Origin of the sequence: Streptomyces sp. NPDC060000 (assembly GCF_042737375.1) — a bacterium.
Taxonomy (GTDB): domain Bacteria; phylum Actinomycetota; class Actinomycetes; order Streptomycetales; family Streptomycetaceae; genus Streptomyces.
Genome location: NZ_JBHWUU010000008.1, coordinates 40,517 through 60,273 on the forward strand (window position 1 = coordinate 40,517; position 19,757 = coordinate 60,273).

General features: G+C 74.4%; 12 protein-coding genes. 3 read left to right on the forward strand and 9 right to left on the reverse strand.

Going from position 1 to position 19,757, the window contains the following annotated elements; translation table 11 throughout:
• Window positions 1-7: 7 nt before the first annotated feature.
• From paaD to ACFWBB_RS06860, 5 genes are read right to left on the reverse strand one after another with little or no spacing between them, the layout of a single operon-like run.
• Window positions 8-529 (reverse strand): 1,2-phenylacetyl-CoA epoxidase subunit PaaD, encoded by a 522-nt coding sequence (gene paaD, locus ACFWBB_RS06840; RefSeq protein WP_385267866.1) that lies wholly within the window; start codon window positions 527-529, stop codon window positions 8-10.
• Complete coding sequence (gene paaC, locus ACFWBB_RS06845; protein WP_385268027.1) at window positions 523-1,314, reverse strand: 1,2-phenylacetyl-CoA epoxidase subunit PaaC; 792 nt, start codon at window positions 1,312-1,314, stop codon at window positions 523-525. Before paaC ends, paaD begins: the two co-directional genes overlap by 7 nt.
• A gap of 10 nt (window positions 1,315-1,324) precedes the next feature.
• Window positions 1,325-1,636 carry a 1,2-phenylacetyl-CoA epoxidase subunit PaaB gene (paaB, locus tag ACFWBB_RS06850; RefSeq protein WP_125188764.1) on the reverse strand — a complete coding sequence of 104 codons (312 nt, stop codon included), beginning with the start codon at window positions 1,634-1,636 and terminating at the stop codon, window positions 1,325-1,327.
• Complete coding sequence (gene paaA, locus ACFWBB_RS06855; RefSeq protein WP_385267869.1) at window positions 1,633-2,658, reverse strand: 1,2-phenylacetyl-CoA epoxidase subunit PaaA; 1,026 nt, start codon at window positions 2,656-2,658, stop codon at window positions 1,633-1,635. Before paaA ends, paaB begins: the two co-directional genes overlap by 4 nt.
• Window positions 2,655-2,846, reverse strand: a complete 192-nt coding sequence (locus tag ACFWBB_RS06860) for a hypothetical protein (protein WP_385267871.1) — start codon at window positions 2,844-2,846, stop codon at window positions 2,655-2,657. Before ACFWBB_RS06860 ends, paaA begins: the two co-directional genes overlap by 4 nt.
• 232 nt (window positions 2,847-3,078) lie before the next feature.
• Between ACFWBB_RS06860 and ACFWBB_RS06865 the strand changes: the two genes are divergently transcribed.
• The 3 genes from ACFWBB_RS06865 to ACFWBB_RS06875 all read left to right on the forward strand — a co-directional run bounded on the left by ACFWBB_RS06865 (window position 3,079) and on the right by ACFWBB_RS06875 (window position 5,622).
• Entirely contained in the window at window positions 3,079-3,327 is a 249-nt protein-coding gene (locus tag ACFWBB_RS06865) for an acyl carrier protein (RefSeq protein WP_062193727.1), read from the forward strand.
• Entirely contained in the window at window positions 3,327-4,811 is a 1,485-nt protein-coding gene (locus ACFWBB_RS06870) for a class I adenylate-forming enzyme family protein (RefSeq protein WP_385267874.1), read from the forward strand. Before ACFWBB_RS06865 ends, ACFWBB_RS06870 begins: the two co-directional genes overlap by 1 nt.
• Window positions 4,812-4,992: 181 nt before the next feature.
• Window positions 4,993-5,622 (forward strand): enterobactin synthetase, encoded by a 630-nt coding sequence (locus tag ACFWBB_RS06875; protein WP_385267876.1) that lies wholly within the window; start codon window positions 4,993-4,995, stop codon window positions 5,620-5,622.
• Window positions 5,623-5,670: 48 nt separating this feature from the next.
• On the opposite strand, the gene ACFWBB_RS06880 is transcribed toward ACFWBB_RS06875, so the two are convergent.
• The 4 genes from ACFWBB_RS06880 to ACFWBB_RS06895 all read right to left on the reverse strand — a co-directional run bounded on the left by ACFWBB_RS06880 (window position 5,671) and on the right by ACFWBB_RS06895 (window position 19,714).
• Window positions 5,671-5,868: an antitoxin gene (locus ACFWBB_RS06880; RefSeq protein ID WP_385267878.1), complete on the reverse strand. Its 198-nt coding sequence runs from the start codon at window positions 5,866-5,868 to the stop codon at window positions 5,671-5,673.
• A 67-nt stretch (window positions 5,869-5,935) separates the two neighbouring features.
• Window positions 5,936-7,165, reverse strand: a complete 1,230-nt coding sequence (gene ccrA, locus ACFWBB_RS06885; protein WP_385267880.1) for a crotonyl-CoA carboxylase/reductase — start codon at window positions 7,163-7,165, stop codon at window positions 5,936-5,938.
• Between the two features lie 23 nt (window positions 7,166-7,188).
• On the reverse strand, window positions 7,189-11,079 hold the full coding sequence (locus ACFWBB_RS06890; RefSeq protein WP_385267882.1) for a type I polyketide synthase: 3,891 nt from the start codon (window positions 11,077-11,079) through the stop codon (window positions 7,189-7,191).
• Complete coding sequence (locus tag ACFWBB_RS06895; protein WP_385267884.1) at window positions 11,072-19,714, reverse strand: amino acid adenylation domain-containing protein; 8,643 nt, start codon at window positions 19,712-19,714, stop codon at window positions 11,072-11,074. The genes ACFWBB_RS06890 and ACFWBB_RS06895 overlap by 8 nt, the downstream gene beginning before the upstream one ends.
• Window positions 19,715-19,757: the final 43 nt, after the last annotated feature.

The window sequence follows — 19,757 nt, forward strand, 5'->3', positions numbered from 1 at the left end:
GTGTGCCTCACAGCGCGGTCAGGTGGGGGAAGGGCTCGCGGCACGCGGTGCACCACAGCACCGACTGACAGCGGGCCGGGCCGAAGTCGCTGTGCGGCCGGGTGGCCCTTGAGCCGCAGTGCGGGCAGGGCACGGCGCCCAGCGCGACGGGGACCGGACTGTCGGGTGCCGGGGTCACGGGTGGCGCGATGCCGTGCGCGGCGAGGGCGCGCCGCCCCTCGGGGGTGATGCGGTCCGTCGTCCAGGGGGGCGTCAGGACGTGCCGGACGCGGCCGTCCGGGTGGCCGCAGGAGGTCAGGACCTCCCGCACGGCGGCGGTGATCTCGGGCAGCGCGGGGCAGCCGAGGTAGGTGGGTGTGATCTCCACCTCCAGCACGCCGTCGGCGCCGGGGGCGACACGGCCCACCACGCCGAGGTCGCCGAGGCCGATCACCGGCAGTTCCGGGTCCGGGAGCGCGGCCACCCGCTCGCGCACCTCCTGGGCGGAGCGGCGGGCTGTGACCGGTGCGGGGGTGGGTGCGTTCACCACGTACCTCCGGGGAACTGCCGCCGCACGGACTGCAGTTCGGCGATCAGCGGCCCGAACTCCTCGGTGTGCAGGCCCGCGCGGCCGCCGGTGGCCGACCAGGTGGGAGCGGGCACGGCGAGGCCCGCCTCGGTGACGACGCCGGTGACCCGCCCGAGCCACGTGTCACGCAGGGGTGCCGGGGAGGGCACGGTGCCGGACGCGGCCAGGCGGCGCAGGAGGTCGTCCTCCTCGAAGAGTTCGCCGGTGTAGGGCCACACCCGCTCCAGGGCGTGTCGCATGCGGCGCGCGCTCTCGGCGGTGCCACGTCCCAGCGTCACCGTCCAGCGGTCGGCGTGCAGCCGGTGGAAGGCGACCTCCTTGGCGGCCCGGGCCCCGAACGCGGCGAGCTCGGGGTCGGTGCAGTGCGCGAGGCTCCCGTAGTGGAGGACGGCGTAGTGGGTGTAGGCGAGTTGCCGGGCCACGGTCACGGCGAAGTCGCCGTTGGGCAGCTCGGTCAGCAGGGCGTTGGTGAACTCGCGCTCCGAGCGGGTGTAGGCGAAGTCGTCCTCGGTGCGGCCGGTTCCGTCGAGGCGGCCGGCGCGGGTGAGCAGCGCGCGGGCGTGGCCGATCAGGTCGAGGGCGATGTTGGACAGGGCCAGGTCCTCGTCGATGGTCGGCGCACGGGTGATCCACTGGCACAGCCGCTGCCCGAGGATGAGCGCGTCGTCGCCGAGGCGCGTCACGTACCGGGCCAGATCGGGGTCGGCAGCGGACGGCGGCACGGCCGGCAGGGTGCCGGGGCGCACTGCCACAACGTCACTCGTCGTGCTCACCTTCGGGGCCTTTCTCGGTCAGCGGCGCGTAGTGCTCGGGGTAGCGGTACGGCTTGTGGCGGGCGCCCGCGAAGTACGGGTCGCGTTCGTCCGGCGAGGCCGTGTGCACGGCGTCGGAGCGGACCACCCACAGCGACAGGGGCTCGCCCCGGCGCGTGTACAGGTCGCGGGCGGCGGCCAGTGCCGCGTCCGGGCCGGCGGCACGCACCGACCCCACGTGCTGGTGCGCCAGGCCCCTGCGGGCGCGTAGGAACACCTCCCAGGACGCCGGCGCGCCCTGTCGTGCCGCGCTCATGCGGCCGCTCCCCGCGGCTCGTCCGTCCTCGCGGCGTACGCGACGGCGGCCTCCCTGACCCAGGCGCCGTCCTCGTGCGCGGCCAGGCGGCTCGCGATGCGCTGCCGCGCCCAGTGGGTGTCGTCGCCCAGGGCCGTGCGGTAGGTGTACCAGTCGACGGGCGTGAAGTCGTAGTGCCCGCGCTCCTCGTTCCAGCGGATCGCCGGGTCGGGCAGCGTCAGGCCGAGGCGCTCGGCCTGCGGGACGCAGGTGTCGACGAAACGCTGGCGCAGCTCGTCGTTGGTGTGGCGCTTGATGCCCCAGGCCATCGCGCGGCGGGAGACCGCGGCCCCCAGCGCGGCGGTCCGCGCGTCGGCGCCGCCCGCCTCCGTGTCGGGCGGTCCGAACATCAGCGCCACCGCCGGCAGCCACCAGCGGTTCACCGCGTCCTGCGCCATCTCCTTCTGCTCCGGGGTCCCCTCGCACAGGGCGCGCATCAGGTCGTAGCCCTGACGCACGTGGAAGGCCTCCTCCTGGCAGACGCGGCGCATCGCCCGGGCATAGGGCCCGTAGGACGTACGGCACAGGGGTGCCTGGTTGATGACGGCGGCGCCGTCCGTCAGCCAGGCGATGGCGCCGGTGTCCGCCCAGGTCAGCGCGGGATGGTTGAAGGTGGCCGAGGCGCGCTGCCGACCGTGGTGCAGGGCGTCCAGCAGGTCGGCGCGGTCCACGCCGAGTGTCTCGGCCGCGGAGTACAGGTACAGGCCGTGGCCCGCCTCGTCCTGCACCTTGGCGAGCAGGACCGACTTGCGATGCAGGGACGGGGCTCGGGTGAGCCAGGCGCCCTCGGGCTGCATGCCGATGATCTCGGAGTGGGCGTGCTGGGCGATTTGACGGACCAGCATGCGGCGGTAGCCGTCGGGCATCCAGTCGCGCGGTTCGATCGTCTCGCCGTCGGCGATGAGCGCGTCGAAGTGGGCGAGCAGGTCGTCCTCGTCCGCGGTGGCGGAGGCCGTGGTGGTGGCGGTGGTCGACGCGGTCACCGGACACCGCCCGGACGTGCGGCGACCGTCGCGGCGGTGCCGTGCTCCCGGACATCCGCCGGACGTGCGGCGGCCATCGTCACGGTGCTGTGCTCCCGGTCACCGCCCGGGCGTGCGGTGACCGTCGCGGCGGTGTCGTGCTGCGGGCACCGTCGCGGGGACCGGACCCGTACCGGCTGCCTGGGCACGCACATCACTCCTTCGGTTCGACGACCGCCCGCGCGGGGTGCCGGGCGGAGCGGGTTGCTTCGTTGCGGTAAGAGGCCGGGCGCGCGGCCCGGCTATCCCCGGCCCGCGAGGTTCGGTTGCGTGACAAAGCTCACGGGGCGGTCCGGGGAGTGCGGCCGGGCGCGGCGGCCTCTTGAGGAGGTGACAGTCGTAGACCGCGGCGGCCGGCACGCCGAGGCGAAAGGGGAAACCATGAGCACCATCAGGGAGTTGCTGGTCGAACTCACCGGCACCGTCGAGTACGCCGACCGGATCGGCGACGACGCCGACCTGGCCGCCAGCGGCATCGACTCCGGGGACCTGGTGCGTCTGGTCCTGCTGGTCGAGCAGCGGCTGGGGGTCGAGATCACCGCCGAGGACATGGAGGAGCTGCGCACGATCGGTGACTACGAGCGTTTCGTGGCCCAGCGCGCGGGCGCCGGCGCGAGCGGCGGTGCGTGATGTGGCTGACGCAGCTGCTGGAGCGCAACCGCCAGTGCCGGCCCGGCCGGATCGCGCTGGTGGACGACGAACGCAGCGTCACCTGGGCCGAGCTGCACAACCGTACGCGGCAACTGGCCTACGGCCTAGCAGAGTTGGGCATCGGGCGGGGTGACCGGGTGGCCGTGCTCTCCAAGGACCGGATCGAGGTCCTGGAGAGCTACTTCGCGCTGGCCCGCCTCGGTGCGCTGTTCATGCCGCTCAATCACAGCCTGGCCGAGCCCGAGGTCGCCGGGATCGTCGAGCGGGTCGGCGCGGTGGCCATCCTCGGCGAGTCCGAACTGCTCGACCGCCACGCCGAACTGCCGAAGTCGGTGCGTCTCCGGGTCGCCTTCGACAAGCCCGCCTTCGCGGCGCTGGGCACCCTGGCCGAAGAGCGGGAGCTGCCGGACGTCGCCGACACCGACCCCATCGCCGTACTGCACACCTCGGCGACCACCGGGCAGGCCAAGGGGGTCACGGTGGACAGCGCGTCCTTCCGCGCGATCGCCCTCGGCTGGCTGGTGATGGCCCGCCCCACCGACGACATCGTCATGGTCAACTGCTGCCCGCTGTACCACGGCAGCATGGTCGTGTCCCTCACCTACCTGGCGGCCGGAGCGACGATCGTGCTGATGCCCGGATTCACTCCGCAGCGGGCGCTGTCGGCGGTGGAGCGGCACCGCGCCACGCACACGTGGCTGGTGCCTCAGATGCTGCGCTTCATGCTCCAGGCGAAGGCGTCCGGGCACACCGACCTGTCCTCCCTGCGGGAGGTGCTGTACGGGGCCGCCCCCATGCCGCTCGACGTCTACGCCGACGCGGTCGAACGGCTCGGGTGCGGCTTCCGGCAGGTGTACGGCATGACCGAGGTGGGGGGCCCGTTCGTCACGCTCGGTCCCGACGAGCACCCCGCGCCCGGGGACGTGACTGCCCGCATCCCGTGCGGACGGGTCGTGCCGGGCATGTCCGCCCGCGCCGTCGACGAGGCAGGCCGGGAACTGCCGCCCGGCGAGATCGGCGAGATCGTGGTGCGCGGGCCGGGCGTCATGCAGGGCTACTGGAACGACCCGGAGGCCACCCACGAGATCACCCGCGACGGCTGGATCAGGACAGGTGACCTCGGCTTCATGGACGACGAGGGCCGCATCAGCCTGGTGGACCGCACCAAGGACGTGATCATCCGCGCGGGTCAGAACGTCTACCCCTCCGAGATCGAGCGCGCCCTGATGACCCACCCGGCGGTCCGGGACGCGGCGGTCGTCGGCATGCCCGACGAGGACTACGGCGAGGTGCCGCTGGCCTACGTTGCCCTGGAGGCGGGCGCGGAGCCGAGCACCGCGGAGTTGCTCGCACACGTGACGGGGCTGCTCGCGCCGTACAAGCGGCCGCGACGGGTGGAGTTCATCGAGCAGGTGCCGCGCAATCCCGCCGGCAAGATCATCAAGAAGCTGTTGCGGGTATGAGGGCGCGCGAGGGCGGACGGCGATGAGCGAACGCCCGACGCGCACCGGGCCGGCCACGACGCGGACGCCGTGGCCGGCCCGAGTTGGTGCGGAGCTTGTGCCGGCGGTTCAGGGCTGCGGGAGACCCCTGTGGTCGGGCCGGGCTGAAGAGGGGCCGCACCGTGGCAAGCCGTTGCCGTGGGTGCGCGATGACCTGGCCGCGCTGCGTCCGCTCCTTCTCGCCGCCGGGCTCGGGCTCGGTGTCGCGGCCGTATCCGAACCGGGTGCGGAACCGGCCGGGCCCGCCGAGGCGGCTGCCGCGGCCTCGATGCCGGAGCAGCGGCGGCGGGAGTTCCTGGCCGGCCGGCGGGCCGCCCGCCGGGCCCTGTGGGCGGTGGGGCTGGACTGCGGTGAGATCCCCCGGTCGGGGCGCCTGCCGGTGTTCCCGCCGGGCCGGGTCGCGTCGATCTCGCACAGTGCGGGGATCGCCGTCGCCGTGGCGCGCGGTGCCGACGGGGAATTGCCTCTCGGCTGTGACCTGGAGCTGCGGCCCCTCCCCCGCGCAGCGGCCCGTCTGGTGCTGCGTACGGACGAGGAGCCGCTGCTCGCGGTCTGGTCGGTGACCGCATTGTTCTCCGCCAAGGAATCTGCCTGGAAGGCCCTCGTCGTGGCGGACGGGGGCCTGCGGGACTTGCGGGCCTCGTCCTGCGGGGACGAACTGCGTGTCTGCCTTCGCGTGGATCCCGCGCGTGCCGTGCGGGTGCGGGTCGTGCACGTCGGGGCGGCGGGCGTCTTCAGCTACGTGACCGGCCGGGATGCCATCCCCGGCTGACGGAAGCCGCCCGTCCGCGGGTGCGCCGGGGACGGGCGGGGCGACGGGTCAGCGCTCCGGCGTCGTGCCGCCGTCCCGGTAGGAACGCCGCACCGCGTCGGCCGCCTTGTCGGTCTGGGCGTCGTACTTGTTGCCCGTGCGCTCGTCGGCCATGCGTTCGGCGCCCGAGACGCCCTTGTCCGCCTGGTCGGGGTGGCCCTTGGCCATCTCCTTGGCCTTGTTCATCATGTCGCCCAGCTTGCCCATGGGGGTACCTCCAAGAGGTGCGCGTGCGTCGTACCCCGCCGCAGGTACCCCTCAGGCCGCGGGCGAATCACCCCAGGTCGCCCACCCGGGCCGCCATGTTGCCCGCCGGGTGCCGGTTGTCGTGGATGAGCTGGTGGGCGAGGCCGATCTCGTCGAAGTCGAAGGTCTGGGACAGGCACGGATCGATGATCCCCTGGTCGATCAGCCGGGTGACCTCACGTGCTTCCCGTGCCGTGGCGACGTGCGAGCCCTGCAGCCGCTTCTGCCGCATCCACAGGAACCGCAGGTCGACGTCGCCGTTGTAGCCGGTGGTGCCGCCGCACAGCACGACCATGCCGCCGTTGTCGCACAGGTACAGGGAGGTGGGGATGGTGTCGGCGCCGGAGTGTTCCAGCACGATGCGCGGGCTGCGGCGCTCGCCCAGCACCTCCCAGAAGGCCCGTCCGAAGGCCCTGGCTCCCGACAGCCAGCGTGCCATCGCCGCTTCGTCGGAGGTGTCCGGGAGCCTCCCCCAGTGGTCGAACCTCCGCCGGTCGATGAAGCCCTCGGCGCCCAGCTTGAGGCAGAACTCGCCTCGTTCCTCGCTGGAGACGACCGCGACGGGGATGCCGCCGACGTGCCGGACGAGCTGGATGGCGATGCAGCCCAGTCCGCCCGCGCCACCCCAGATCAGTACCGGGTCGCCGGGGCGGACCGTGTGCGGCGGCCAGCCGAAGAGCTGGCGGTAGGCGGTGGCGGCGGTCGCCATGTAGCAGGCGGCCTCCGCCCAGGACAGCCGCGCGGGCCTGGGGTGGCACATGTAGTCGTCGACGACGGCGAACTGGGCGAACGAGCCGTAGTTCTCCTCGTAGCCCCACACCCGCTGGCCGGCGGACCACGTGGGGTCGCCGCCGAGACGGATGTCCTCGGCCTTCTCGTCCCAGCGGTTGGCGAGGACGACGACCTCGTCGCCGAGCTCCACCCCGCGTACGTCCTCGCCGACCGCCCACACGATCCCGGACAGGTCGGAGCCGCCGATGTGGAAGTCCTCGGTGGCGCCCGCCTTCTGCCGTGCGGCGATCACGTCGAGCGGCGAACCGAGCGCCGCCCAGACGTTGTTGTAGTTGATGCCGGCCGCCATCACCTTCAGCAGGACCTGGCCGCGCCCCACGGGCGGCACGGCGACCACCTCGGTACGGAAGGCGTCGACGGGCTGTCCGTAGCGCTCACGGCGGATGAGCGAGGCGTACATCTTCTTCGGGGCGGTGCCGATCTCGGGGGCGCCACCGAGTTCGTAGAGGTCCTGGGTCGCTTGCACGCTGGTTCTCCTCGTCGCAGGTTTCACGGGGAAGGGGGTGTGCAGGCGCGGTCGCCGAGGGCGCGCAGTGCCTTCGCGACCGCTTCGCCGATGCGGGCGATGGGTTCGGGTTCGGTCATCTCGTAGTGGCCGCAGGGCACGCGGTGGTCGTGGAGGGTTCCGTCGACGTGCGGCCGCCAGCTGTCGGCCTTGCCGGGCAACACCGCCAAATCCGCCGGGTGTTCGGTGTGCTGCTCCTCGGCGGCGCTGAAGAACAGCACGTCACCGCGGTAGGTGCCAGGGGTGAACTGGGGCGCGATGCGCAGGTTGTTGCGCATGACGGCGGCGATGGCGCCGGCCTCGGCGCGGGTGACGGGGACGCTCGCCGGGTCGGCCGCGACGCGGGCGTCGATCTGGTCCAGGACCGCCTCCACGGGGGCCTGTGCGTCGACGGGGAGGCCGGCCACCCTGGACAGCAGGGCGGCGACCTGACGTTCTGTGGCGTCGGCGTCGTGTGCCGTGCCGTGCGGCTGGGGCGCGTCGAGCATGGCGAGGAGCTCGACCTGCTCGCCGTCGCGTTGCAGGGCGCAGGCCATGGCGTGGGCGACGAATCCGCCGTAGGACCAGCCCAGCAGCCGGTAGGGGCCGCGGGGTTGCACCTGGCGTACCAGGTCGAGGTAGTGGGCGACCATGGCGGCGGCGTCCGGGGCGGGCGGCCGGGTGCCGTCGAGACCGGCGGCCTGAATGCCGTAGACGGGCTGATCGCCGCCGAGGTGGGGCAGCAGGCCCGTGTAGCGCCAGGCGACGCCCGCGCCGGGGTGGACGCAGAACAGGGGGGCGGCGCTGCCCTCGGCACGCAGCGGCAGCAGCGGGCCGAGCGCGGAGGAGGTGACCTCCGGGGTCTGCCCGTCCGGCCGGCCGGCCGCGGCGAGGACTCCGGCCACGGTGGGCGCGGCCAGCAGGGTCGCCGCCGGGACGTCGAGGACGCCGGTCTGGCGCAGCCGTCCCGCCAGCAGCACGGCGCGCATCGAGTCGCCACCGAGGTCGAAGAAGTTGTCGTGCACCCCGATGCCGCCGATGCCGAGGGTCTCCTCCCAGAGCCGGGTGACCTCCCGTTCGCGGTCGTCGCGGGGCGGTACGTGTTCGGTCGTCAGCCGGGGCCGGGGGGCGAGGCCGGGGCCTGCCGCTGTCGTGGTGTCCTCGGAGGGGGCGGGCTCCGTCCGGGCGCCGGGCGCGTCGATCCAGTGACGGTGGCGCTCGAAGGCGTACGGGGGCAGCGGCACCCGCCGGGGCGCGCCCGGCACCGGGGGCAGCGCGCGGTCCACGCCCGCGCTCCACAGCCGTCCCAGCGCTTCGGCGAGGACGAAGCCGTCGGACGCCTCGGCCTTGGCGTGGCGCATGGTGGTCACCGTCACCGGCGTCCGGTCGGTGAGGCGGCCGGCGGCGAGCTTGCTCAAGGTGTCGCCCGGCCCGATCTCCACGAGGACGGGGTGCAGCCGGTCCCACAGGGCGGTGATGCCGTCGGCGAACCGCACGGTGTCGCGGGTGTGGGCGAGCCAGTGCTGGACGGAGGTGGCCTGGGCGTCGGTGACCCAGGTGCCGGTGACGTTGGTGACGTACGGGATGCGCGGCGGGCGCAGGGTGACCTGGCGCAGGTGGGTCTCGTAGGCCGGCAGGACCGGGTCCAGGACGTGCGAGTGGGCCGCGACGGGGATGCGCAGGCGGCGGAACGGGATGCCGCGCCGGGTGAGTTCGGCCTCGAAGCGGGTAACGGCGCCGAGGTGTCCGGCGACGGTGCAGGCGGTGGGGCCGTTGACGGCGGCGAGGGACAGGTCGGCGTCGAGCAGCGGCCGGATCTGTTCGGCCGGGGCGGCGACGCCGACGGTGGCTCCGCCGGCGGAGCTGATGAGCCGGATGCGTTCGGTGACCAGGGGCAGCATGTCGGCGAGGTCGATGACGCCGGCCAGGCAGGCGGCCGTGTACTCGCCGAGCGAGTGGCCGATCAGCGCCTCGGGGCGCACGCCCGACTCCATGAGCGTACGGGCCAGGGCGTACTCGGTGACGACGAGCCCGAGGAAGGCGGAGGTGTCGTCGGGCCGTTGCTCCTCGAAGAGGGCGGTGCGCAGGTCGGCGTCGAGGACGGGCCGCAGGATGCGGGCGCACTCGTCGACGGTGTCGCGGTAGACGGCCTGGTCGCGGTACAGCTCCTTGCCCATGCCCGGGTACTGGGTGCCGCCGCCGGGCAGCAGGAACGCCACGCGGGCCGGGTCGTCGGCGAGCGGAGGGGTGGCCGGGGTCGCGGAGCGCAGTGTGTCCAGGGCCTCCTCGCGGGTGGCCGCCGTGACGGTGAGCCGGTGGCGCAGTGCGGGCCGGTCGGTGCGCAGGGAGTGGGCCACGTCGTCCAGGCGCAGGTCGGGCCGGCGTTCGAGGTGCCGGGCGAGTGCGGTGGCCTGGCCGCGCAGGGCGCCGGCGGTGCGCGCCGACAGCGGCAGCACCAGGCGGCGGCCGTCGTGGGGCGGGCGGGGCGGGGCGGGGGGCGTGCGGGGGGCTTCCTCCAGGATGACGTGGGCGTTGGTGCCGCCGATGCCGAAGGCGCTGACGGCCGCCCGGCGGGGGTGGTCGCCCTCGGGCCACTCCTCCAGTGCGGTCGGCACGCGGAAGGGGCTCGCGTCGAAGTCGATGAGCGGGTTGGGCCGGTCGAAGTGCAGGCTCGGCGGGATCTGCCGGTGCTCCAGGGCCAGGACCGCCTTGATGAGTCCGGCGATGCCGGCGGCGGCTCCGAGGTGGCCGATGTTGGTCTTGACCGAGCCGAGCGCGCAGAACCCGGTGCGATCCGTGCTGTGCCGGAAGGCTTCCGTCAGGGCGGACACCTCGATGGGGTCGCCGAGTTTGGTGGCGGTGCCGTGCGCCTCGATCAGGCCGATGGTGGCGGTGTCGACCTCGGCCTGGGCCTGCGCGGCGAGGATGACCTCGGTCTGTCCGGCGGCGCTGGGCGCGCTGAAGCCGACCTTGCGCCGGCCGTCGTTGTTGACGGCGCTGCCGCGGATGACGGCGCGGATGCGGTCGCCGTCGGCGAGGGCGTCCTCGAGCCGCTTGAGTACGACGGCGCCCACGCCGTCGCCGGAGGAGGTGCCGGCGGCGTCCGCGGCGAAGGCGCGGCAGTGCCCGTCGGGCGAGAAGGGCCCGTCGGGTACGTGGCGGTAGCCCAGTACTGCGGAGGGGTTGAGGGAGACGGCGGCGGCGAGCGCGGTGTCGCAGCGGTGGTCGAGCAGGTCCTGGCAGGCGGTGTGCACGGCGACCAGCGCGGTGGAGCAGGCGGTCTGCAGGGACACGCTGGGCCCGGTGAGGCCCAGTTCGTAGGAGACGCGGGTGGCGAGCGTGCCGAGGGAGTTGGCGGTGGCGGCGTGGACGAGCGCCACCGAGCCGGGCTGTCCGGCGTAGCGGGGGTGGACGTGGGCGGGGTAGTAGCGGCTGTCGCCGGCCCCCGCGTACACGCCGAACGCCTCCCCCGCACGGTCGCCGCCGAGGCAGTCGGCGTCCTCCAGGGCGTGGTAGGCCGTCTCCAGCAGCAGCCGCTGCTGGGGGTCGACGACGGCGGCCTCGGCGGGGCTGTAGCCGAAGAAGCCGGAGTCGAAGCGGTCGATGCCCTCGACCACCGACGCCATGCGGATCAGGGCCGGGTCGTCGAGGTCTCGCGGGTCGCCGCCGGCGGCGAGGAACTCCTCGTCGGTGACGAGCCGTACGGACTCCCGGCCGGCCGCGAGGTTGTCCCAGAAGGCGTCGAGATCGTCGGCGCCGGGGAAGCGGCCCGCCATGCCGATGACGGCGACGGCGGGCAGGTCGTCGTCGTGGGGTGCGGTGGTGTTGTGCACGGCCTGTGCCTCGTCCTCTCCCGGTTCGGTGGTGTACGCAGTGCGGTCGGTCCGCTCAGACATGGCCGCGGTCCTTGCCCTGGCGGGCGGAGCGGCGGGCGCGGGCCGCGCGTTGCCGGCGGGCCTGTTCCCTGGCTCGGTCCAGGCCGTCGCCGCTCTCCGGCCGGGAGGCCGCTTCGACGTCGGCCACCGGGCCCGCACCGGTGGCCGACAGGTGGCGGGCCAGGTCCCGGACGGTGGGGTGCGCGAAGAGGTCGACGACGGACAGCTCGCTGCCGAAGGCACGGTTGACGGCGCTCTGCGCGGTGACCAGGAGCAGCGAGTTGCCGCCCAGGTCGAAGAAGTTGTCGTCCAGGCCCACCCGGTCGCGGTCCAGGACCTCGCGCCACACCTGGGCCAGCCGGCCCTCCAGGCGCCGCAGGTCTTCTTCCGTCTCGGGCTCGTCCGGGCGGGTGCCGGTGCCCGCCGAGCGCAGCGTCCACGCGTCGTCGGACAGGCCGGCCGCCTGCGCGCCGGCTGCCGCGGCGCGGTACAGGGCTCCCAGGTCGGTGCCGTCCTCCAGGCCGACGCGGGCGGCCAGGCGCCGGGTCTGGCGCACGGGTGCCACGACGTGGCTGCCCACCCAGGGGGCGGTGCGGTCGGCGCCGATCAGCAGGTGCGGTTCGTCCAGGGTGCGGGCGAAGTCGAACGAGCGCAGCGCGGCGGGCGGGTCGAGCAGCCGGTAGCCCCGGGCCTCGGTGAGGGCGGTGAGACCGTACCCGCGGCTCAGGCCGCGGTCGCGCCACATGCTCCAGGCCAGCGACTGCGCGGGCAGGCCGAGGCTGCGGCGGTACTCGGCGAGGGCGTCCAGGTAGGCGTTGGCGGCGGCGTAGGCGGCGTTCATGGCGCCGCCGAAGAAGCCGTTGACCGTGGAGAAGGTGACGAACAAGACGTGCGGGTGGTCGGCGGTGAGCCGGTGCAGCGTCCACGCGCCGCGCACCTTCGCCTCCAGCGCCCGGCGCCAGGTGGTGGTGTCCAGGTCGCCCACGGGGCGTTCCACGAGCGTGCCGGCCAGATGCAGCACTGACGTCAAGGGCACGCCCCAGGTCTCGGCGGCGGCCTCGACGGCGGCCCGCACCTGGTGTTCGTCGGTGACGTCGGCGCGGGCGTAGCGGACCTCTCCCCGCTCACGCAGCCCCGGCAGGGCGCGGGCCTCGTCTTCAGGGGTGCGGCCGAGGACGAGCAGCCGGGTGCCGGGGGTGCGCAGCAGGTGGGCGGTGATCTCGGCCCCGACACCACCGAGGCCGCCGGTGATCAGGGTGAAGCCGCCGTGCGCGGGGGGTTCGGCGCGGGAGGGGGTTTCGGGCAGGGGGGCGAGGCGGCGTACGTAGCGGTGTCCGTCGCGGTGGGCGACGTCCGCGCCGTCGTCGGTGTGTGCCGCCTCGGCCGCGAGGACGGTCAACGGGTCCGCGGTGTCGTCGGCGGGCAGGTCGAGGTGGCGGGCCCGCAGCGCGGCGGACTCCTCGGCCAGCGACTTCAGCAGGGCCGCGGCCATGGCGTGCGCCGGTGAGGGCCGGTCGCCGGGGCGCACGGCCTGGGCGCCCGCCGAGACGTACACCAGGTCCACGGGACGCTGCGGGCCGGACCGGCCGGCGAGGGCCCGGGCGAACGCCAGCAGCCGCTCCACGCCCGTCGTGTCGTCCGGCGCCACCGGCGGCTCTCCTGTGCCGCGGAGCCCGTCGAGGTACAGGACGGCGTCGACGGGCCGCTCGTCGTCCGCCAACTGGCCCAGCAATGCGGCGTAGTCGGCGGTCTTCAAGGGCCGGACCCGGTAGTGGGCGGCGTCCACCCGCTCGAACGCGGCTGCCTCCTCGACAACCGTGCACAGGCCGCCCGCCGAGCGCAGCGCGTCGGCGAGCCGCTTGGCGAGTGAGCCGACCCGAGGGTCGCCGCCCGCCAGGACGAGGGTGTGCCGGCCCGGCGCCACGGCGGGGGCGTCGGGGCGCTGCGTCCGCTGCCACACCGGGCGCAGGAACCAGTCGGGGACGGTGGCCGCGGTGCCCAGCAGCACCTGGGTGCGGCGCACCTCGTCGTCGAAGTCGCCCGCCTCGAAGCTCTTGCGCAGCTTGGTGCGCTGGATCTTGCCGATCTCCGTCTTGGGGACGGCGTCCCGCGCCACCGGGATGAGGAAGGCCGGGCTGACGCCGATCTCCCGGGTGACCTTGCCGGCGATCTCACGCAGGGCGCGGGCCGGGTCGGCGCCGGCCTCGGGGGTGAGGTGCAGGAACAGGGCGAGTTCGTCGGTGGGCGAGGCGGGGTCGGTGCGCACCGCGACCGCGGCGGTGAAACTCCGCTCCGCGTAAGGGAGTTCCTCTACGCAGGCTTCGATCTCGTGGCTGTAGTGGTTGACGCCGTTGACGATGATGACGTCCTTGGCGCGGCCGGTGATGTAGAGCTCGCCGTCGCGCAGGAACGCCAGGTCGCCGGTGTCGAACCAGCCGTCGTCTGAGAACGCCTCTGCGTTGGCGGCCGGATTGTCGTGGTAGCCGCCGGTCACCGAGGTGCCGCGGACCTGGAAGCGGCCCGCCTCGCCCTCGGGCAGGACAGTGCCCTGTTCGTCGACGACCCGCATGGCGAAGCCCGGGTAGGGGCGGCCGCAGCTCACGAACGTGCCCTCGCCCAGGACCGGTTCGGCGGGCAGGACGGCGTCGGTGACCACCGAGCAGGTCTCGGACATGCCCCAACCGGGGTGCATCACGTCCTGCGGCAGGCCGAAGGGCCTCAGCGCGTGCAGGAAGCCTCGGGCCGCGGACGCGACGACGACCTCGCCGGCGTTCATCACCAGCCGCATCGGCGACAGGTCCCAGTCACGGCCGGTGAAGCGGTGGGACTGTTCGGCCAGGAGCCCGAAGGCGAAGTTGGGCGCCCAGGTGACGGTGACCCGGTGCCGGTCGGCGAGGTCCATCCAGCGCAGCGGGTCCTGCAGGATCCAGGGGGTGGGGGCGTGGATCTGGCGGCAGCCCAGGTACACGTCGCGCAGGTGGAACATGACCACGCCGGTGACGTGGTCGAGCGGGATCCAGTTCAGGGAGACGTCGTCGGCGCCGAGGCCGTTGAGCTGCTCGGTGGCGGCCGAGCGGGTCAGCACGTTGCGGTGGGTGAGCCGTACCGCCTTGGGCAGGCCGGTGCTGCCGGATGTCATCAGCATCAGCATCAGGTCGTCGGGCCGGGCGGAGTACCAGTCGTGGTCCTCGGGCGCGGCGCGCAGGGCGTCGGCCGTGGTGATGCGCGGCCCGGGCCCGTCCTGCCGGGCGGCGACCGCGCGCAGCCCGGCCTCGCGCCCGGCGGAGCAGACGATCCAGGGCCGGCCGAGCATCCGCCAGATGCCCTCCAGCTTGGTCAGCGCCGCGGAGGGGGTGTCGTAGGAGGCGGGGACGGTCAGCGGGACGGCGACGAAGCCGCCGAGGACGCAGCCCCACAGCACGGCGAGGAAGTCCTCGGTGACGTCGCACTGGAGGATGACCCGGTCGCCCGGGCGCAGGCCGGCCCGGCGCAGCCCGGCCAGGACGCGGGATGCCTCGGGGATCAGGGATGCGTAGGTGCGCCGGTGCTCGCTGCCGTCGTCGTGGACGTGGACGATGTCGCCCTTCTCGCGTGCGGCGGCGCGGCGCAGGGCCTCGGCCCAGCTCGGCACGGACGGTTCGGTCAGGGCGGGGCCCTCGCTGACGGCGGGGACGGCGCGGGCCGGCTCGGGGCGGGTGGTGGGGGCGGCCTGGGCGGGGTGGTCGGGCAGGCCGGTGTGGCGGCGTTCCAGTTCCTCGGGGGCGTTCTCCACCGCCACGTCGACGGCTGTGACGCCGGGCAGCTCGGCCAGCCGCTGCCGCCAGGTCCTGGCCGCGGTCGTGTCGACGGCGTGCAGGGCCCGCAGTGCCGCGCTGTCGACGCCGCCGTCCTCGGTTCGGGGCAGGGCGTTCACCGCCGTGACACGGACCGTGCCGTTGCCCGCGCGGGTCAGGAGCTCCTCGACGCGTTCGGCGGCGTCGGACCGCCCGGGCACCACGTACAGGCGGGCCGGGGCGTCGCCGTGGCCGGGCAGCACGTGGGCCTCGCGGATGCCGGGCACGGACCGGGCCGCGTCCGCGAGCTCGGCCGTGTCGGTCGTGGCCGGGACGGCGGTGCGCTCGGGAAGCGCGGGCAGCTGCCCGAGGCGGACGGCGGGGTCGGTGCTCACCGTGCGCAGGACGTCGTGCAGGGCGCGGACGAACGCCTCGGCGGTCCGGGCGTCGTAGAGGTCGGTGGCGTACTCGACGTGCAGGGTCAGGCCGTCGGGGGCGCCCGCGGCATCGTGGCGCTGAAGGACGTCGACGAACAGGTCGAACTTGGCGGTGCCGGTGGCGGTGGGCCGCAACCGGGTGCGGGTGCCGTCGAGTTCGAGGACGGCGGGTGCGTTGTTCTGCAGGGCCAGCATCACCTGGAACAGGGGGTGCCGGCCGGGCGTGCGGGGCGGGTTGAGGTCCTCCACCAGCCGGTCGAAGGGCAGGTCCTGGTGGTCCAGGGCAGCCAGGTCGGCGGTGCGCAGCCGGGCGAGGAGGTCGAGGAAGGCGGGGTCGCCGGAGGTGTCGGCGCGCAGCACCAGGGTGTTGGTGATCAGGCCGATCAGGGGGTCGAGGCCGGGTTCGGTGCGACCGGCGACGGGGGTGCCGAGGATGATGTCCTCGCCGGCGCCGCAGCGGGTGAGCAGGGCGCTGACGGCGGCGTGCAGCACCATGAACAGGCTGGCGCCCTCGCGGTCGGCCAGACGCAGCAGCGCACGGTGCAGGTCGGCGTCGACGGCGACTTGGACGTGCGCGCCCGCGCCCCGCGGTGCGGTGGGCCGAGGCCGGTCGCCGGGCAGGGTGCACTCCTCGGGCAGGCCGTCCAGCGCGCCGCGCCAGTGGGTGGTGAGCCGCTCCAGGCGGCCGGGGCCGTCGGGACCGGGCGCGAGCAGGGCGCGCTGCCACAGCGCGTAGTCGGCGTACTGCACCGTCGGCGGGGGCCACTCCGGTGTCCGGCCCGCCCGGCGGGCGGCGTAGGCGGCGGACAGGTCGGCGGCGAAGGGGGCGAGCGACCAGCCGTCGGCGGCGCTGTGGTGCAGTACGAACAGCAGGACCCGGTCGCTGCCGGTGCCCAACAGCCAGGCCGCCAGGGGGCTTTCCGCCGTCAGGTCGAAGGGGCGCCGCGAGGCGGCGTGGACGTGGGCGGCGATCTCCGCGGCGGGGCAGTCGACGCGCCGCAGCACCGGGCGCAGCTCTCCGGGCGCCAGGATGCGCTGGGAGGCCGTCCCGTCCTGTTCGGCGATGACCGTGCGCAGGCTCTCGTGCCGGTCGGCCAGGTCCCCGAGCGCGGCCTGGAGCGCCCCGGTGTCCAGGCCGGATCCGACGGGAATCCGGAGCGGGATGTGGTAGGTGGCCGCGCCCTCGTCGAGCCGGTTCAGGAACCACATGCGTTCCTGGGCGAAGGACAGCGGCACCCGCTGCGGGCGAGCGGCGGCGCCGAGGACGGGCCGGGGCGGGGTGCCCCGCGTGCCCGCGGCGAGCCGTTCGGCGAGCGCCGCCGGGTTCGGCGCCTCGAACAGGGCGGTGATGGGGATCTCCGCACCGGTCCGCTGCCGCAGCCGGGCCAGCAGCCGGGTGGCGAGCAGGGAGTCGCCGCCCAGGTCGAAGAAGCGGGCGTCCACGCCCACGGACTCGCGCGGCAGGTCCAGCACGTCCTCGAACAGGGCGCATACCAGGCGCTGGTGCCCAGTCGCCGGCCGGGTGCCGGACGCGGCGGTGGCGAAGTCGGGATCGGGCAGGGTCTGCACGTCGAGTTTGCCGTTCGCGGTCAGCGGCAGGGCGTCCACGGGGACGCAGGCGGCCGGGACCATGTGCTCGGGCAGGTGCGCGGCCGCGTGGGTGCGCAGGTCGGCGGGGTCCGCAGGGGTGTCACCGGAGGGGACGGTATAGGCGATGAGGCGCAGGGCGCCGTTGCCGGTGCGGCGGGGCACGACGGCGGCGCGGGCGACGCCCGGGTGGGCGGTGAGGACGGCCTCGATCTCGCCGGGCTCGACGCGGAAGCCGCGCAGCTGTATCTGGGCGTCGGCGCGGCCGATGTAGTCGAGGGTGCCGTCGGGGCGGCGCCGGGCCAGGTCGCCCGAGCGGTACATGCGGGTGCCGGGCGGGCCGTAGGGGTCGTCGAGGAAACGTTCCGCGGTCTGCTCGGGGCGGTTGAGGTAGCCGGGGGCGACGCCGGCGCCGGAGACGTACATCTCCCCTGTCGCGCCGGGCGGTACCGGCCGTCTCTCGGGGTCCAGCAGGTGCACCCGCAGGTCGGCGAGCGGTCGGCCGATGACGCTGACGCGGCGCGGGTCGTCCAGGTCGGCTTCGGTGAGGCGGTGGTGGGTGACGTGCACGGTGGTCTCGGTGATGCCGTACATGTTCACCAGCGCCGGTCGGTCGAGGCCGTGCCGGTCGGCCCAGGGGCGCAGCCGCGCCGGGCGCAGGGCCTCCCCGCCGAAGACGACGTAGCGCAACGCCCCACTGCCGCGGCCGTGTTCGAGGTCGGCGTCGATGAGTTGCTCGAACGCGGACGGCGTCTGGTTGAGGACGGTCACGCCCTCGCGGTGCAGCAGGTCGAGGAAGTCGCGCGGCGAGCGGCTGACGGCGTAGGGCACGACGACGATCCGGCCACCGTGCAGCAGGGCGCCCCAGATCTCCCACACGGAGAAGTCGAAGGCGTAGGAGTGGAACAGCGTCCACACGTCGTCGGCCCGGAAGTCGAAGTGCTCGGCCGCGGCGGCGAAGAGGCGTACGACGTTGGCGTGCGGCACGGGTACGCCCTTGGGGCGGCCGGTGGAGCCGGAGGTGTGGATGATGTACGCGGTGTCGGACGGGCCGAGCGGGCCGTGCCGTTCGGTGTCGGTCAGGTCGGTGCCGGAGCGGCGGGCGAGATCCGCGACCACCTGGGGGTCGTCCAGCAGCAGGGTGGGGACGGCGTCCTGGGCGAGGTGGGCGTGGGCGTGTTCGGTGACGAGGACGACGGGGGCCGCGTCCTCGACGACCAGCCGCAGCCGCCCGGCCGGCTGCCCCGGGTCCAGGGGCAGGTAGGCGGCGCCGATCTTCAGGACGGCCAGCAGGGCGGGCAGCAGCCGGATGCCGCGCTCAAGGGCGAGCGCCACGACCCGGCCGGGGCCCGCGCCGTGCTCGGTCAGCAGCCGGGCGATCCGGTTGGCCTCGGCGTTGAGACCGGCGTAGGTGAGCCGCTCGTCCCCGTGGCTGACGGCCGTGCGCTCGGGCCCGGCCGCGGCCCGCTCCTCGAACAGCTCCGTCAGGGTCCGCCCGACCGGATACGTGTGCGCGGGTGTGTCGCGGGGGTGTTCGCCCGGCAGCAGGATGTCCAGATCACCCAGCGGCGTCGCCGGGTCGGCCTCGGCCAGCAGGCGCAGCAGCGTGCAGAACCGGTCGCGGTGCAGCGCGAGTTCATCCTCGTCGTACAGGGCGGGGTTGGCGTCGAGGGCCAGCCACAGTCCGCCGCCGCGCTGTCCGGGACGCACCGAGATCTGCAAGTCGTCGACGGCTCCGCCGGACAGGTGGTGCCAGGTGGTGGGGTGACCGCCGAAGACCGGGGACTCGTCGAACGGGACGATGTTCAGCACCGGCCCGTACAGTCGGCGTCCGGTGCCCAGCAGGCCCAGGTCGCGGCGGAGGAACTCGCCGCGGTAGCGCTGGTGGCGGCGCAGGGCCTGCAGTTCGTCGGCGACGGCCCGGGCCAGCTCCGCGACGCTCGTCGCGGGGGCGGCGGCCACGCGCAGCGGCAGGACGTCCGAGGCGGTGCCGGGGGTGCGCAGGGCGGCGCTGCCCAGCCGGCTCATCGTGGCCATGCCCAGGACCAGGTCGTGGGCGCCGGTCATCCGGTGCAGGTAGACGGCGGTCGCGGCGGTCAGCAGGTCGGTGCGCCGGACACCGAGGCGGGCGGCCGCGGTGTCCAGGGCATCGGTCTCGGCGGGCGTCAGTTCGGCGGTTCGGCGCAGGAAGGGCGCGGTGGGCGGCGCCGTGCGGGCAGTGAGCCGGGCGGGTTCGGGCAGGCCGGCCAGACGCTGCGCCCAGTGGTCACGGTCGCGGGCAAAGCGCTCGGAGGCGAGGTAGGCCGCCTCCTCCTCCTGGAGCCGGCGCACCGGCGCGAAGGCGCACGGCTCCGGTTCGCGGTCCTCGGCCAGCGCGTTGTACGTCTCGGCCAGGCGGCGCCCGAGGAGCTTGTAGCTGTAGCCGTCCAGGAGCAGGTGATGGGCCCTCAGCAGCCACAGGTGCCGGTCCTCGGCGAGGGTGAGCAGGGTGTGCGCGAACAGGGGGCCCTTCTCCGGGTCCACCGGGGTCGCGAGGTCGGCGCGGACGTACTCCCATGCGGTGGCCTCCGGATCGGCGGCGCCGCTGACGTCGGCCCGGTTCAGACTCCAGTCGTCCGCGTCCGGAGCCGGGTGGCAGCGCGGACCCTCGTCGGTGTCGGCGAACCGCAGGGCGAAGGTGTTGGCCTCGGCGACGACGCGCCGCAACGCGGTCTCGAACAGGGTGCTGTCGAGGGGTCCGTGGATCTCCACGGCCTCCGCGGTGTTGTACGCGGCGCTGTCCGGTGCGAGCCGTCCGGCGTACCAGAGGCCCTCCTGGGCTCCGGACAGCGGTCGACGTGCGTCCTCCTGGAGTGACATAGCGCAAACCTCACGTGGCAAGCCGAAGATGTCCCGGACGGCG